Origin of the sequence: Gordonia sp. SID5947 (genome assembly GCF_009862785.1) — a bacterium.
Taxonomy (GTDB): Bacteria; Actinomycetota; Actinomycetes; order Mycobacteriales; family Mycobacteriaceae; genus Gordonia.
The window spans coordinates 2,147,239-2,162,905 of the sequence record NZ_WWHU01000001.1; the positions used below are offsets into that span (position 1 = coordinate 2,147,239).

General features: G+C 68.0%; 12 protein-coding genes and 1 pseudogene. 6 read left to right on the forward strand and 7 right to left on the reverse strand.

Translation table 11 applies throughout. From position 1 onward, the window contains the following. The first annotated feature begins 69 nt into the window (after positions 1-69). Positions 70-918, forward strand: a complete 849-nt coding sequence (locus GTV32_RS09945; protein WP_161060190.1) for an alpha/beta hydrolase — start codon at positions 70-72, stop codon at positions 916-918. Here GTV32_RS09945 and GTV32_RS09950 read toward each other — a convergent pair whose 3' ends face one another. From GTV32_RS09950 to GTV32_RS09960, 3 genes and pseudogenes are all read right to left on the reverse strand, one after another. Continuing rightward, positions 919-1,992 (reverse strand): phosphotransferase family protein, encoded by a 1,074-nt coding sequence (locus GTV32_RS09950; protein WP_161060191.1) that lies wholly within the window; start codon positions 1,990-1,992, stop codon positions 919-921. A gap of 31 nt (positions 1,993-2,023) precedes the next feature. Next, a pseudogene (locus GTV32_RS09955) lies at positions 2,024-3,276 on the reverse strand (acyl-CoA dehydrogenase family protein). 47 nt (positions 3,277-3,323) lie between these two features. Beyond that, positions 3,324-3,908 carry a phosphatase PAP2 family protein gene (locus GTV32_RS09960; RefSeq protein ID WP_343287275.1) on the reverse strand — a complete coding sequence of 195 codons (585 nt, stop codon included), beginning with the start codon at positions 3,906-3,908 and terminating at the stop codon, positions 3,324-3,326. 109 nt (positions 3,909-4,017) lie between these two features. Between GTV32_RS09960 and GTV32_RS09965 the strand changes: the two genes are divergently transcribed. Both GTV32_RS09965 and GTV32_RS09970 read left to right on the forward strand, forming a co-directional pair. Then, positions 4,018-6,165 carry an MMPL family transporter gene (locus tag GTV32_RS09965; protein WP_161060193.1) on the forward strand — a complete coding sequence of 716 codons (2,148 nt, stop codon included), beginning with the start codon at positions 4,018-4,020 and terminating at the stop codon, positions 6,163-6,165. 95 nt (positions 6,166-6,260) lie between these two features. Continuing rightward, positions 6,261-7,112, forward strand: coding sequence for a hemerythrin domain-containing protein (locus GTV32_RS09970; protein WP_161060194.1), 852 nt, complete (start codon positions 6,261-6,263; stop codon positions 7,110-7,112). A gap of 10 nt (positions 7,113-7,122) precedes the next feature. Here the strand turns inward: GTV32_RS09970 and GTV32_RS09975 are convergent, their stop codons facing one another. Further along, a complete protein-coding gene (locus GTV32_RS09975; RefSeq protein ID WP_161060195.1) occupies positions 7,123-8,265 on the reverse strand; it encodes an acyl-CoA dehydrogenase family protein in 1,143 nt (380 codons plus the stop codon). Between the two features lie 58 nt (positions 8,266-8,323). Here GTV32_RS09975 and GTV32_RS09980 point away from each other — a divergent pair, with 58 nt between their 5' ends. After that, the gene (locus GTV32_RS09980; protein WP_161060196.1) at positions 8,324-8,911 is read left to right on the forward strand and encodes a TetR/AcrR family transcriptional regulator; all 588 of its coding nucleotides are present in this window, start codon (positions 8,324-8,326) and stop codon (positions 8,909-8,911) included. Here GTV32_RS09980 and GTV32_RS09985 read toward each other — a convergent pair. Together GTV32_RS09985 and GTV32_RS09990 are read right to left on the reverse strand one after the other, a co-directional pair. Next, a complete protein-coding gene (locus GTV32_RS09985) occupies positions 8,880-11,645 on the reverse strand; it encodes a hypothetical protein (protein WP_161060197.1) in 2,766 nt (921 codons plus the stop codon). The two genes, GTV32_RS09980 and GTV32_RS09985, sit on opposite strands and share 32 nt — an antisense overlap. A gap of 8 nt (positions 11,646-11,653) precedes the next feature. Further along, complete coding sequence (locus GTV32_RS09990) at positions 11,654-12,442, reverse strand: DUF3027 domain-containing protein (protein WP_161060198.1); 789 nt, start codon at positions 12,440-12,442, stop codon at positions 11,654-11,656. Between the two features lie 194 nt (positions 12,443-12,636). On the opposite strand from GTV32_RS09990, the gene GTV32_RS09995 reads away from it, so the two are divergent. Together GTV32_RS09995 and GTV32_RS10000 are read left to right on the forward strand one after the other, a co-directional pair. Then, positions 12,637-14,649 carry an MFS transporter gene (locus GTV32_RS09995; RefSeq protein ID WP_161060199.1) on the forward strand — a complete coding sequence of 671 codons (2,013 nt, stop codon included), beginning with the start codon at positions 12,637-12,639 and terminating at the stop codon, positions 14,647-14,649. A 9-nt stretch (positions 14,650-14,658) separates the two neighbouring features. Continuing rightward, complete coding sequence (locus tag GTV32_RS10000) at positions 14,659-15,210, forward strand: DUF2771 family protein (protein ID WP_161060200.1); 552 nt, start codon at positions 14,659-14,661, stop codon at positions 15,208-15,210. A 17-nt stretch (positions 15,211-15,227) separates the two neighbouring features. On the opposite strand, the gene GTV32_RS23830 is transcribed toward GTV32_RS10000, so the two are convergent. Beyond that, positions 15,228-15,641, reverse strand: coding sequence for a cold-shock protein (locus GTV32_RS23830; RefSeq protein ID WP_161062438.1), 414 nt, complete (start codon positions 15,639-15,641; stop codon positions 15,228-15,230). Between the last annotated feature and the right edge of the window lie 26 nt (positions 15,642-15,667).

A 15,667-nucleotide genomic window follows, 5' to 3' on the forward strand; every position in this document is an offset into this window, starting at 1 on the left:
ATCATTTGCTCTAGAGTGATCCCTCTAGAGGGATTACTCTAGAGGGGTCAGGCGTCGAAGGAGTTCGCCATGATGCAGGTCCGGGTTCCGGCAGGCACGATCGAGTACACCGATGACGGCGTCGGCCCATCCGTCGTACTCCTGCACGGGCTGCTGATGGATGAGACCGTCTGGGACACGACGCTGCCCCTGCTCCCAGAAGGGTTCCGCTACATCCGTCCCGTTCTGCCGCTCGGCAGCCACCGCGTGCCGATGAATCCAGACGCCGATCTCGCGCTACCGGGCATGGTCGATCTGGTGGCCGACTTCCTCGAGGCACTCGACCTCCACGACGTCACACTCGTCCATGCCGACTGGGGAGGCGGGCTCTTTCTCACCGCCATCGGTCGCGACGACCGGGTCGGAGCGATGGTCGTCCTCCCGTGTGAGGCATACGAGAACTTCCCGCCTGGCCTGCCGGGCCGGATGGCCACGCTCGCCACGAAACTCCCCGGCGGGATCTCCCTCGCCGCTCGCCAACTCCGCATCGGCTGGTTGCGGCGCACTCCACTTCTGTTCGGCTGGATGGTGCGACGACCGATCCCCGCCGACGTCGTCCACCGTTGGACCGGCCCGTGCCTGACCGATCCAGGCGTCCGGCGTGACCTGGAGAAGTACGCCGCGACCGTCCACGATCGCGCGGAGCTCATTCGGAACACCGAGGCGCTCAGGGGGTTCGGCGGCGACGCCCTGGTGTTGTGGTCTCCGGAGAACAGGGTGATGCCGCCGGAGCACGGGCGCAGGCTTGCCGACCTGATCCCGCACGCCCGGTACGCCGAGATCCACGATGCCTACGTGTTGTCGATGCTCGACCAGCCGGCGGCGGTGGCCCGAGAGATCGGCACGTTCCTGACGAGGGTCCCGGCCGCCGGCCAGTGATCACTGCTTCATCAGTCGCGTGATCTCCTCGTCGATGAGGTGGACGGCGCCGCCGAGCCTGGCGAAGGCCTCGTTGGTGGTCTGACCGTGGTAGTAGCGGTAATAGATCTGCTGGGCGATCACCGCCGAACGGAAGAAGCCGAACACCTCATACCACCGCCACCGTTCCGGAGTCATCTCGAAACCCATACGCTCGCAATAGTATTCGACAAACTCCGCCCGAGAGATCATACCGGGGAGGTTGGTCGGCACGCGGCGCATCAGCTGCCGGCGTTCGTCGTCGTCACCCTGCACCCAGTACGCGAGCGATCCGGCGACATCCATCAGGGGGTCGCCCAAGGTGGCCATCTCCCAGTCGAGGATGCCGATCACGCGGGTGACGTCGTCGTTCGACAGTACGACGTTATCGAGCTTGTAGTCGTTGTGGATCACGCAGTTCGCGACGTCGTCGGGCTGGTTCTCGGCCAGCCAGGCCATCACCTCTTCATAGTCGGGCGCATCATCGGTGCGGGCGTTGCGGAATCGTGTGGACCAACCGTCGACCTGCCGCCGGACGTAACCCAGCCCCTTGCCGAGGTCGGTGAGCCCGGCCGCTTCGACATCCACCGAATGGAGTTCGACGAGGACGTCGATGAAGTTCAGGCACAACCGGCGTGCCTGCTCTTCCGACAACGGGATGTCCGACGGCCATTCCTGTCCGGCGATCACGCCGTCGATCTTGCCCATGACGTAGAAGTCGGCGCCGAGGACCGCATCGTCGTCGCAGAATGCGACCATCGGCGCCACGTAGGGAAGTACACCGGAGAGCTTCGACTGGATGCGGAACTCGCGTCCCATGTCGTGGGCGCCGCGCGCCTTTGTTCCCTTCGGTGCCCGACGCAGGATGAGCTCGCGCGTCGGATACGTCAGCTGGTAGGTGAGATTGGAAGCGCCCCCGGAGAACTGACGAACCTCCGGCATGACGTCGAGACCCGTGGCGTCGTCGGCGTTCGCGCGCAACCACTGTGCGACCCGCTCGACGTCGAACGCATCCTCGTCCCGTACCGCCTTGGCACCTGCCACCTGATGACTCATGTTCTCTCCTCCGACTCCGATGCTCCCGAGCTCACGCCCGGTACTTTCCCAGCTCGATCCGCGCCACGACTCCCCGATGCACCTCGTCCGGGCCGTCGGCCAGTCGCAGGGAACGGGCGCCCACCCATGATGCCGCGAGGGGAAATCGTCGGTGAGGCCGGCGCCGCCGTGCAGCTGGATCGCCAGGTCGATCACGTCGAGCGCCATGTTCGGTACCTCGACCTTGATCTCGCTCACCGCCGACACCGCCTCGTGAGAAAGTCCCTGATCGAGCAGCCACGCCGCGTGCAGGACCAGCAGCCGTGACCGGTTGATCGCGATGCGGGCGTCGGCGATCCGCTCGCCGTTACCGCCTAGCTTCGCGAGTGGCTTGCCGAAGGCGGTGCGCTCCAACGAGCGACGAACACCGAGTTCGAGTGCACGTTCGGCCAGGCCGATCGCCCGCATGCAGTGGTGGACGCGGCCCGGCCCGAGACGTCCCTGGGCGATCTCGAATGCACGACCGGGTCCGAGCAGCACGTTCGATGCCGGGACGCGGACGTCGTCGAACGACACCTCGCCGTGGCCGAGCGGTTCGTCGAAGTAGCCCATGGTGGTCAGCATCCGGTCGACGCTGACGCCCGGGGTGTCGATGGGGACGAGCACCATCGTGTGCCGCGCATGCCGGTCGGCCGTCGCATCGGTGACGCCCATGAAGATCAGGATCTTGCAGTCGGGATTGCCGACGCCGGTGGAGAACCACTTGGTGCCGTTGATGATCACGTCGTCGCCGTCCGGGATCGCGGTGGCGGCCATGTTCGTCGCATCCGACGACGCGACGTCGGGTTCGGTCATGCAGAACGCACTGCGGATCTCACCTCTGAGCAGCGGTTCCAGCCACCGCTCGCGTTGCGGCCCGGTGCCGTAACGCAACAGCACCTCCATGTTCCCGGTGTCCGGGGCATTGCAGTTGAACACCAGCGGGGCGAGCATCGACGACCCCATCGCCTCGGCGATCGGCGCGTAGTCGGTGTTGGACAGACCTTCGCCACCGTCGGTGCCGAAATCCGCGGCATACCGTCCGGCATGTTCCTTGGGCAGGAAGAGATTCCACAGGCCGGCGGCGCGGGCCTTGGCCTTGAGGTCGGTGAGGATCGGTGGCGGCGTCCACCTGTCCGCACCGGCTTCACGTCGGCGGGTGATGTCGCGGTGCACCTCGCCCTCGACGGGGATGATCTCGTCGGCCATGAAGGTGCGCACGCGATCGGTCAGATCGGCCGACCGTGAGGAGAGGGCGAAATCCATACCGCGACCGTAGTCGGTCGGGATCGGCGGGTGCGGACGTTTGTGCGTCACCTGTCGGGACGGCGTGGCGCGTGGAGCCGCCGTGGCATCGGCGCCCAGCGCGCACAGAGCCAGATACACACCGCCACCCAGCCGGCACCGATCAGCCAGCCGGCCAGGACATCGGTGGTCCAGTGCACGCCGAGGTACACCCGGCTGCACCCGATCGCGATCGCCCAGATCGGCGCGATCACCAGCACCGACCGATGTGCGCGCACCCAGGAACTCAGTCGGAAGGCCGTGACCGCCAGCAGGCCGAACACGATGGTGCTCATCATCGCGTGGCCGGACGGGAACGAGTACGTGTCGATGTCGAGGAGACGGTCGACCGTCGGCGGGCGTGGGCGGGCGAACAGGTGCTTGAGACCGACCATCGCCACATATCCGACGAACGAACCGGCCCCCACCAGGATCGCCTCGGGGTACGCGCGGTTGCCGACGAGGCCGAGGACCGCGACCACCACGACCGTCGCGAGCACGAGGGTGTTACCGGTCGCCGTGACGACGAGCGCGATGTCGGTGAGGACATCGGTACGCGCGTCGACCACCGCGTCGGTGATCTCGCGATCCACCCCGGCGGGACTCAAGAACACCGGCAAGCACCTGTCGTGTCGGTCGTTCGCAGCGCTCCCAAGCCACATCCAAGCGATCCGCAAGTCACGGATTCCACCCTAATGATCAGCCCCTCCCGAAAGGACCCTGATGAAGACCACACTGCTGTACCGGATCGGGCATGTCAGCGCAGCCCATCCGATTCGGGCACTGATCTGTTTCGTCGCCGCACTCGGCGTGCTGATCGCCGCAGCGTCGGCCTTCGGCGGCGACACCCAGGAGGACTGGGACGTCACCGGTACGCCGTCGCAGGCCGGGATCGACCTGCTCCGCGAGCACGTACCGGGTGCGGGGAATGCCTTCGCACGCATCGTCGTCCACTCCGAGGACGGGTCCGTCCCGGCGTCGGCGATCGACGGATTGCGCGACCGGCTCGCACGGATGGAGCATGCGGCGACGGTCGACGAGGCCCGCTACAGCGCGGACCGGGACACGGCGGTGGTGACCGTCGGATACGACGTCCCGGTCACCGACCAGTCCATCATGGGCAATGCGGATGGCCTCGAGAAGGCCATCGCCCCGACCGCCGACGCGGGGTTCCAGGTCGAGATGAACGGGTCGGTACCCGAGACCGCGGCGGCGCCGATCAAGGGCCATGCGGAGATCATCGGGATCACACTCGCCCTGCTCATCATGGTGTTCGCCTTCGGCTCGGTGGTCGCGGCGGGTCTGCCGATCGTGACCGCGGTCGCCGGACTGATCGCGGCGTCGGCGGGCGTCATGCTGCTCGCCGGTGTCATGAACGTGAGCCCGACCGCACCCATGGTCGCGAGCATGGTGGGGCTCGGCGTCGGTATCGACTACGCCCTACTCGTGGTGAGCAGACACGTCGAGTTCATGCGTCGGGGCCACGACCCCGTCGAATCCGCGGCCCGATCGGTCGCCACTGCGGGACGGTCGGCGACCTTCGCGGCGACAACCGTGTTGGTGTCGTTGATGGGCCTTCGGCTCGCCGGCCTGCCCACGTACTCATCGTTCGGATTCGCCACCGCGATCGCGGTGGTGGCGATGCTGGCCGCCACCCTCGTGGTGGTGCCCGCCCTGTGCCGAGTGGCGGGTCGTCGGATCGTGCCACGCACGGTCAGGCGGTCGGGTCCGGCCGGCATACCGCGTCGCATACCGCTGACCGCACGCTGGGCGGGTCGGGTCGGGCGACGGCCCGTCGTCGCGATCCTCCTGGCGCTCATCGTGCTCGTCGCCCTGGCCGCACCGGCCGCCGCGATGCGGACCTGGCCGTCGGATTCCGGCGCCCAATCGACGGAACTCACCACCCGGCGCGCACACGACCTGCTGGCGGCCGAGTTCGGTCCGGGCATCAATGCCGAGGTGGTGGTGGTCGCACGGTCGGGAGCGCCCGACCAACTCTCGGCGGCGCTGCGTGATGTCGCCCGTGTCCCGGGGGTGACCGCGGTCGCGCCGGTGACCGAATCTCCTGACGGCGCAATCGAGATCGCCCCGATCACCATCGGCGCCGATCCGGCCGCCGCAGCCACCGGCGACCTGCTCTCGGCGATCCGCGACCGGCTCCCCGAGGGGGCGATCCTGACCGGCGAGACCGCTTACTACGACGACATCTCGCACATGCTGCAACGACGCCTGTGGTTGGTGATCGGTTTCGTCGTCGTGGCGTCGGTGGTCCTGCTGACCGTGTTGTTCCGGTCGGTGGTGGTCCCGGTGAAGGCCGCGGCGATGAACCTGCTCTCGGTGGCCGCGGCCTACGGCGTGATCACCGCCGTCTTCCAGTGGGGCTGGGGGCTGTCGTTACTCGGTGTCGACAACCCCGTCGCGGTGTCGAGTTGGGTACCGATCCTCATCTTCGCGATCCTGTTCGGCCTGTCGATGGACTACGAGGTGTTCCTGCTCTCCCGCATCCGCGAGGACTGGCTCGCCACCGGCGACGCTCGTCTGAGCGTGATCAGTGGACTGGCCAAGACGGGGCGCGTCATCACCACGGCCGCGGCGATCATGGTCGCTGTGTTCCTGAGTTTCGCCACCGAGACCGACATCGTGATGAAGATGCTCGGTCTGGGGATGGCGGTGGCGGTGTTCCTCGACGCCACGCTGGTTCGGATGGTGCTCGTACCTGCGACGATGTCGCTCCTCGGCCGCTACAACTGGTGGCTCCCCGACTGGCTCGATCGGATACTCCCTCATGTCGGGCTCGAGTCGGGCGACGACGTCGACACCCCTGCGGAACCGCGATCGCAACGACCCGAGCCCCGCATGACGTCGGTGTGATCAGCAATCCGCGACGGCGCAAGTGCACTCCAAGTGAGGCCCAAGCGGCACGTCAGATGCTTGTCGGGACAGCCCACCCAAGAAGGAGAAATCCGATGACCACCCCGAACACCACATCCGCCCTTCGTGGCTCGCAAGCTCGCACCTCAGGGAACAGAGACGCGGACCCCACCTCAGGGGCCGGAGAGGCCGACCGCCGCGCGGGGACCGGAGACACGGTCCGCAGCCCGGGGGGTGGGGAAACCGTCGCCCAGGTCCGGCTGCCCGGTCAGGCGGCCGCTCCCCAAGGCCCGGTCGATCCGTTCATGATGTATGTGATGCACCATGCGTTTCGCCGCGACCTGGCCGACTTCGCGCGCAGCGTTCCACGAACGCCGGTCCCCGACCGTGCCACCTGGCAGGCACTGCAGCAGCGGTGGTCACTATTCCGTGAGGCGCTGCACCATCATCACGCCGGCGAGGACAGCTGGCTCTGGCCACTGCTGGAATCGCGATGCACGAGCGCCGAGAAGGACGTCCTCGACGCGATGGAGGGCGAACACGGACAGATCGACCCCCTGCTCGAAGCCTGCGACGAGGGGTTCGCGGTGATGGCCGCGGGCGCCGACGGCCCGGCCCGCGATGCCCTCACCGACGTTCTCGCGCGCACCCAGGATCATCTCGCGGCCCATCTCGCACACGAGGAGAACGATGCGCTCACGCTGATCCAGCAATACCTGTCTGTCGACGACTGGGCCGCGCTGGAGAAGAAATTCGGCGAAGACAGCAAGCTCCGCGATCTGTTCCGGGTCGCGCCGTGGGCCGTCAAGGGACTCGACGAGGACGCGTATCGCGCACTGCGCCCGCGCATCCCGTCTCCGATGTGGGTCATCGCCCGGCTCGGCTCGAGATCATTCGATCGCCGCGAACGGCGAGCCTTCCGCTACCACCCCGAAGCCGCAGTGTGAGATGTGCCGGTCACCGCGACGCCAGCGCCCTCCCGATCACCAATCGCTGGATCTGGTTGGTGCCCTCGAAGATCTGCGTGATCTTGGCCTCGCGCATGAAGCGCTCGACGCGGAAGTCCCGGGTGTAGCCGTAGCCACCGAGCACCTGCACCGCATCGGTGGTGACCTTCATTGCCGCGTCGGTGGCGACGAGCTTCGCCGTCGCCGCCGCCCGGGAATACGGACGGCCGGCGTCGCGCCGCCGCGCTGCATCGAGGTAGGTCGCGCGCGCCGAGTCCACCGCGGCAGCCATGTCGGCGAGCAGAAAACTCAGGCCCTGATGATCGATGATCTTGCGGCCGAACGTCGTTCGCTCCTGAGCGTAGTCGACTGCGGCGTCGAGGGCGGCCTGCGCCAGCCCGGTGGCCACCGCGGCGATACCGAGCCTGCCGGAGTCGAGCGCCGAGAAGGCGATGGTCAGACCCGCGCCCTCGGCGCCGAGGCGACGATCGGGATCGACCAGCGCGTCGTCGTATGTCGCCGACGTGGTCGGCACGGCGTGCAGGCCCATCTTCTCCTCGGGCTTGCCGAAGGTCAGACCATCGGTGTCACGCGGGACGAGGAAACAGCTGATCCCTTTGGAGCCCTGGCCGGTACGGGCGAAGAGGTTGTAGACATCGGCGATGCCACCGTGGGTGATCCATGCCTTGGCGCCGTTCACCCGATACCCGCCGTCGACGGCGGTGGCCTTGCAGGTCAGCGCCGCGGCGTCGGACCCGGCCTGGGGCTCCGACAGACTGTAGGCGCCCACCAGCCGCCCGTTCAACAGATCCGGTAGCCACTGTTGCTTCTGCTGCTCGGTCCCGAAGTTGAACAGCGGATGACACGCCAGTCCGTGCACGCTCACCGCGACGGCTACCGCGGCCCATCGCGCGCCGAGTTCCTCGAGCACCTGGAGATAGACCTCATAGGGCTGACCGCCGCCCTCCCACTCGACCGGGTACGGCAGACCGAGCAGACCAGCTGCGCCCATCTCCGCGAACAGGCCCTCGGGATACTTCTCTGCCTTCTCGTACTCGTCGACGATCGGCACGAAGCGCTTGTCCGCGAAGTCCCTGGTCATTGCGATGAGGTCGTGCGCCTCATCCGTGGGCAGCAGTCGATCAACCGGCATGTCGAACCTCCGAGGAAACTGAACAGTACTGAAGTACTTTCCACAGTACTATGAGGGCGTGAGTGAGAACATCGCCTTCGCCACCCGACGACGCGGTGACTTGTTCGACGCGCTGCTGCGCCTACTGCTGTCCGAAGGTTTCGCACATCTCGGCGTCGCCGAGCTGGCATCCGCGCTGAGATGTTCCAAGTCCACGCTGTACACGCTGGCCGGCAGCAAGGAACAGCTCGTCGTCAAGACGGTGACGCACTTCTTCCGTACGGCGACCGACCAGGTCGAGGGCCGGGTTGCCGAGGAGGTGGATGCACGCGCCAAGGTGATCACCTACCTGATCGCGGTCGGCGACGCACTCGCGCCTGCCTCGGACGCGTTCATGACCGATCTACACGCCTACGAACCGACGCGCGAACTCTACGAACGCAACACGGCGGCTGCCACCGTCCGCGTCAACGAGCTGATCTCCGCGGGCGTGGCGACCGGCGTGTTCCGCGACGTCGACGCCGCCTTCGCCGCCGACCTGGCCGCGTCCATGATGAGTCGGATCCAACGTCGAGAGGTGGCCCTCACCACCGGACTCGACGACGCAGCGGCCTACCGTCAGCTCGCGTCGATCCTCACCCGCGGAATCGACGCACGAGATGCGTGACCCCGCGGTCGTCCACCCACCAGTCCACCTGCAGTTCGACGTCGGAGCCGTTGCGTTGGAGGCGAATCCAGAGCTCGTCGTGGAGCCGCACCTCACCATGGCCGAGCGCGCGATCCCGCTCTGCCGCGAACAACACCGCCTCGGTGGACGTCCAGGTGGCAGCAACGCCTTCGTCACGCACCACCGGTCGGGATTCCTCACTGGTGGTCGGCACATCGAGGATGTCGGCGAGCACCTCCGCGGCATCGGCATCGACCGGTCCGCCGAGCACGACCGTTGCGTCCGGGTCGGCCGATTGGATCATCCATCGGCGATCGAGCACCGCGGCCTGTTCGCTCGTCCGGCCCGAAACTGACCGAACACGTTGCGGGACAGCGAGTTCTTCGGGTAGGAACATTCCGTCGCGGCACGCCCGCACCACCGCGGCGTACACCTCGCCCGCAACTCCCGCGGTGATCTGCCGCTCCGGGTCACCGAGAGCGGCCAGCACGGTGTCGGCGTCGGCCACCGATTCCACGTCGACTGTGCCCAATGCCGCTGCCACCCGATCGGCGTGCGGATGATCCAGCGAGTCGCGCACGCCCTCGACGGCCGTGTCCGACGGCGCCCGGTACCACCCCAGTGGATGGCCGTCGATCACGGCGTGGCGCCTGAGCCACCAGGCCGTGTATCCGGTGCGATCCGCCAGCAGCTCGATGATGGAGTCGTCGGCAGCGAGAAGCGTGAGTGCCTCATACCAGCGGTTCTCGTCGACGAGATCGAGATCCCGTACCGCCGAGAGTTTCTGGGGCGGATCCTCGTGAGTGTCCCACCACTGTTCCTCGTCCGGTAGGTCGTGGTCGGGCGCCACCGGGAGGTCGTCGACGAGAACGTGAAAACCCCAACCGACGCCGAGCCTGCGCAACACGTCGGACCCGGCCCGACGGACGAGATCCGCAGACACGAGACCGAAGGGCGCGTCGTCGACGAGGACGGAGGCCAGCGGACTGGCGGGCATCAGGAGCTCGTCGGCCGGGCGAGGCTCCCCGTCCCGGTCGGGCAGAGGAAGACGCGCCAGCCAATCCGGCACCGCCGCAGTGGTGTCCGCGGCAAGCAGCGCGAGAACATCGTCGACCACATCGCGGAGCTCATCGTCGTCGGCCTCGTCCACCAGCTGCGCCAACGCCGGGTCGGCAAGTGCCTGCGCGATCGAGATCGTCTCGGCACCAAGCCGTTCCACGAGGGGATGTCGTGCGGTCGCGGCGACTGATGGAATCCAGCGCATCGGCGTGTCGATGCCGTCGGCGACGAACAGCCCACGCGCACCGATGTTCATCCGTCCGTCGGCGCGCGGTACCGGCAACGCCCCGAGTTCTTCCGCATCGTTGCGGGTGGTCACGAACGGCGACAGGGCGGCATAGAGCTCGCGCCACCACCCTGATTCACGTTCGACCCCGACCAACCGTTCCGCGATGTCCGCCAGACCGATCTCGCCGACGCCGACCGAGCGGAGGCGGCCGAGGTGACGACGCTCGGAGACGTCCGGATGTGCCAGATCCCCCAGTATGGGTGCGAGCACGGCCGCGAGTTCGCGCCCGAGGTCGGGCAACACGACCGACCGGGAAGGCACGAGATCGTCTCCGTGGGCGGCCGGAAGCCAAGCGGTCTCCCGGAGTTCACCCAGAACCGCGTCGATCAGGGCCGCATCGTCGCGGTTGCGGGCTCGCGCCGGCACCGGAATCAGCTCGGGTCGCCACGATGCGGGCAGCGCCGTCATCAGATCTGCGTGACCCGTTGCCGCGGTGGCTATGTCGGCGTCGGGATGCAGGTGTCGGCGGTCGGGGGTGAGCCGGAGGTCGGTGATGCATCGGGCGGGCAGCGACAGTTCTATGTCGGTCGGGGTGGGCGCCCTGAGCACGTCGCCGTCCAGCGTCAGCGGTCCGGTTTCCCCTGCCTCGACCAGCCATCGGGTGCCCCCGCGTTCGGCTTCGATCCAGGTCCGCGCCAACCGGTCGGTCGGCGTCGTCCTGGTGACGACGACACGGCGCGTGGACGCGCCGTCGACCGGTGGCTGCCGGTCGACCGTCGTCGTCGAGCCGGCCACCGAGATCTCGGCCAGACCGGTCAGCTCCAGCAGCAGATCGGGGACCTGGGCGCGGGCGGCCGACAACAGGGCGTCGGCCGATACGTCGTCGCGCAGGTGCAGGACGATCTCGGTGTCGTGGTCGGGCGCCGGTGTCGCGTCGATCGGCCACGCCAGTCGGAGCAACGGTGTCGGGCCGGAGTCCGACACCACCACGCCCGCGTCTTGCGCGGCCCGTGCGGTCCGGTCGCGATCGACGAGGAATGATCCCGACGTCGACCGGACCTCGATACGATCCGCCACGGTCGCGGTCGCGGTGAAACCGACACCGAATCTGCCGACACTCGGCGGACCGAGGTCGTCGCGTTTGGCGGAGACCCGGAGGGACAACAGCGATCGCACGCCGTCGACGCTCAACGGGGCGCCGGTGTTGGCCACGTGCAGCGCACGCCCCTCGAGCCAGACGGACAGCCTGCCCGGCACGCCGGCCAGGGAAGCGGCGTCGGCGGCGTTCGCCGCGAGTTCGATGAACAACCGGTCACGATAACCGACGGTGACGAGATCACGCTCGGCCGCGACGTCCTCGGCGAACCTCGTGGGCGACGCGCGCCACGCGTCGATCGTGGCCGCACGGAGGTGGTCGAGATCGAAGGGATCGACACCCTTGGGCACGACGTCGGTCAGGATGACGCGTCCGCGCCGGAACTCACGCCGGCGCTGACGATCTCGAGGGCGCCGTCGTCGTAGGCGTCGTAGGCAGGCGATCCGCCCCCCGACGGTGCGGGGACATCGGAGTGCGCACCGCACCCGTAGTCGGCGGCGACCACATGGCCGTCGGCCGAGTACTCGTTGGCACACACGCCGAACGCCGGCCGCAGCGCGCCGGCGAGCGGAAGATAGAAGCCACAGCTGGCACACGAGTACGCGGCTGCGATCGCCATCTCGCTGCGGGGGCCGTACTCACTGTCGTGCCAACGCTGCGCGGCATCGTCACGGCCTTCGCGGCTCAGGAGGCGACGGCGCCCGAGACCGAGTTTCCCGGCGATCTGACCGATGTCGTCGGGATCGTCGTCGTCGGAGAAGGCGAACTGGTCGTCGGTGTCGATCTGGTTGGGCACGAGCCGCGGATCGTCGGGCTCGGCGGCCAGGACGTCGCCCGCGGACAGATCGCCCGCGACGACCCGCTCGTTCCATGGCACCCAGTTCGGGGCCAGCAGCGAACCCTGACCCGGCAGCAACACCACCTCGCTGACGGTGATCTCGTCGGTGCCCGGCGCTCCGGCCAGCACGACGCACCACTGCCAGCCTCGGTAGCCGGCGAGATCGGCCTCGAAGTAGTGGGCGACGGCCCAGTCGCCTTCGCGGGTGCTCTCCAGATGAGTCCCGGGTTGCTGACCGTCTTCGACCAGCGCTGTGCGCGCCACGTCGACAGCGGCGAGCAGCCGGTCACCATTGGATGCAAGAGTCACGTCTCCAGTGTGCAACATCGCGCGATCTCGGCGGCACCGACCCGTCCTTTGGCTCGTGACCGCACTCCGCCGTGCCGGTTCGCACGGTGGAGGACGACGCCGCGCCCGCGACTCCCGCCGCCGGCAACACCGACAAACGCGCGGGCGATGGGCGTGCCGACACCGAGTCGGTGGGATGAGGAACAATTGTCGATGTGAACCGACCGAGCCCGCGCTTCCCTCGAGGGGAACGAAGCGAACCGACGGGGCCAGACCCGCGCGGTGCGGGTCGCGATGTCGCATCGGGTGCCGGCCACGATGGTCGCAGTCGTCGGCAGCACCCCGGGACCGCGAACTATCCGGCCGACGAGCCGACCACCGCACGTCGCCCCGCGGCCGGCAGGCCTCCCTCCCGCGGCCCGGCCGACACCGCGTATCTGCCGCCGCCCACCCACAATCCGCATCTGCCGCCCCTCGACGGCCGCGATGAACCACCGTCGGGCGCGCCCACCGATCGAATCGGCGGGACCAAGGCGATGCCGGCCGGTGGGCAGAGCGGCCCGGGGGTGCCCAAGAAGATCACCGTCGCGCGCGTCGCCGCGATGCGCAGCCGCGAGCTGACCGGCCGGGGCATCGGGAAGATCTACCAAGCCGCGACGGCCGACGGGGCCGACCGGTCCGGCCTGACGGCACTCACGTTGCCTGTGATCGTGAACTTCGCGGTCGACGCCGCGATGGCCGTCGCGCTGGCCAACACGCTGTTCTTCGCGGCCGCGACCGGCGAGTCGAAGACGAACGTCGGCCTCTACCTGGCACTGACGATCGCCCCGTTCGCATTGATCGCACCGTTGATCGGTCCCATGCTCGATCGCCTTCAGCACGGCAGGCGCATCGCCATGGCGGTCACCTTCGGGCTCCGGGTGATCCTCGCCCTGCTCATCCTGGCGAACTCGTCCTGGAATGCCACGGAACAACAGCTTCAATACGACCCGTGGGTGCTCTATCCCTGTGCGCTCGGCCTGTTGGTGCTGTCCAAATCGTTCGGCGTCCTCAAATCGGCGGTGACCCCGCGCGTCGTCCCACCGACGATCGACCTGCCCAGGGTCAACTCCCGTCTCACCACCTTCGGACTGATCGGCGGGACCATCATCGGCGGTGCCGTCGCGGCGACGTTCGAGATGCTGCTCGCCAAGGTGCTGCCCATCCACATACCCGGCGCGATGGCCTGGCTGGCCGTGATCGCGGCGGTCGGCGCCTGGCTCTGCATGCGCATCCCCTCCTGGGTCGAGGTGACCGAGGGCGAGATCCCCACCACGCTGACCTATCACGGAGAACCGTCGATGTCGCAGGTCCCGGCTGGTGACTCGGCCGGCGCCGGCGGTCTGCGGAGCGCCCGTGAGACGGCAACCGCGCTGGCCGCGAAGATGCGACAACCGCTCGGACGCAAGGTCGTCGCGGGGCTGTGGGGCAACGCGACGATTCGCATCCTCACCGGATTCCTCACGCTCTACATCGCCTTTTACGCCAAGGCCCAGCAGGGCGTGCACTCCAACTGGACCCAGCTGGTACTGCTCGGCGCGGTCGGCGCGGCCGCCGGGATCGGCAACATGATCGGCAACGGCCTCGGTACCCGACTGGAGCTGAAGAACCCGCCCCGGATCGTGCTCTGGTGCACCGCGGCCTGTTTCGTCGTCGCCGCGCTGGCCGCCATCTTCGGCAACATCGTGATCGCCACACTGGCCGCGCTCGTCGCGTCCGGTACCAGCGCGATCGGCAAGGTGTGTCTGGACTCGTCGATCCAAGACGACCTGCCCGAGGAGTCCCGGGCGTCGGCCTTCGGCAGGTCGGAGACGGTTCTCCAGCTCGGATGGGTCTTCGGCGCCACTCTCGGTGTCCTGCTGCCCCCGACGCTGTGGATCGGCTTCACCGTCGTCGCGGTGCTGTTGGGTATCGGTCTGTTGCAGACCGTGATGACGACGCGCGGATCGTCGCTGGTGCCCGGTATCGGCGGCCAACGTCCCGACTACGCGGCACCCACAATCGCGTTCAACGCGGTCGGCCACCCGGGAGCACCGCAGCGACGGTCCTCTCCGCCGCATCGACCGCCCTCGGACGCCCCGACCCGCATCGCGCATCACCCCGGAGGTCCGCCCCCCGATTCACGACGCGGCCATGCGGCCGACCCCACCCGGAAGATGCCCACCGAACCCGATCGAGGACAGTCGTAGACCGTGCACGTGAACAGTGGAGAAAAGAAGGCGCTCGCGATCATCGCGGCGGTTGTGGTCGCGTTCGTCGCGGTCGTCGGTGGAACCGTCGCGGTGCTGACGCGAGATCAGTGGTCCGGCGACTCGTCCGCCGACCATCCGTATCTGCAACTCGCGGTGGGCGATCGGCTTGTGCGGGTCGATCCGACCCGCATGTGCGACGTCTTCCTCAAGAACTGTGAGCCCGAGAAGATCACCGATGCCCAGGTCCAGCGAGTGCCGGTGCCGGTCGGCGAATCGGTGATGCTCTCGGTATCCCAGGACATCGCCGAATGGCCGTGGAACCTGGTCATCCAGTACCTCACCCCCGAGGGACTCGACGGGACCTCCGTCCCGATGCGGTCGAACTCCACATACACCACGGTGCTGCACTCGACGCCGGACCGCATCCTGGTCAACCTCGAGGTCCAGGTGCCGTCGGCCATCTCCGACGCCGAGAACAACAACGTGATAGCGCGCGGGTACCTCGCGGCCGACACGAGCCCACCGGACCTAAAGCTGCCCGCGGGCGACCCGCGCTGACACCGCCGGGCGGCGGATCAGCTCTCGAGTTCGCGGGTCACCGCACGTACGACCTCGGAGATGCGCTGCGACGTCTTGCGATCCGGGTAACGGCCCTTGCGCAGTTCGGGCTGCACGGCGCCCTCGAGGAGAGTGATCAGATCGGCGACCATGCCGTGCAGCTCGTCCGGGGTGTGCCGTTTGGTCTCCTTGCGGGCGGCCTCACGCGCATTCTTCGCGACGCTGGGCGCCGGCTCGAGCACGGTGACGGTCAGCGCCTGCGGTCCTCGCCGTCCCGCGGCCATGCCGAACTCGACGCGCTGGCCCGGCTTCAGGCTCGCCACGCCGTCGGGCAACGCGGACGATCGGACGTAGACGTCCTCGCCGTTGTCCTGCGCGAGGAAGCCGAAACCCTTTTCCGCGTCGTACCACTTCACCTTGCCGGTCGGCACTGTGCTCACCCTCATCTGTACGTCGG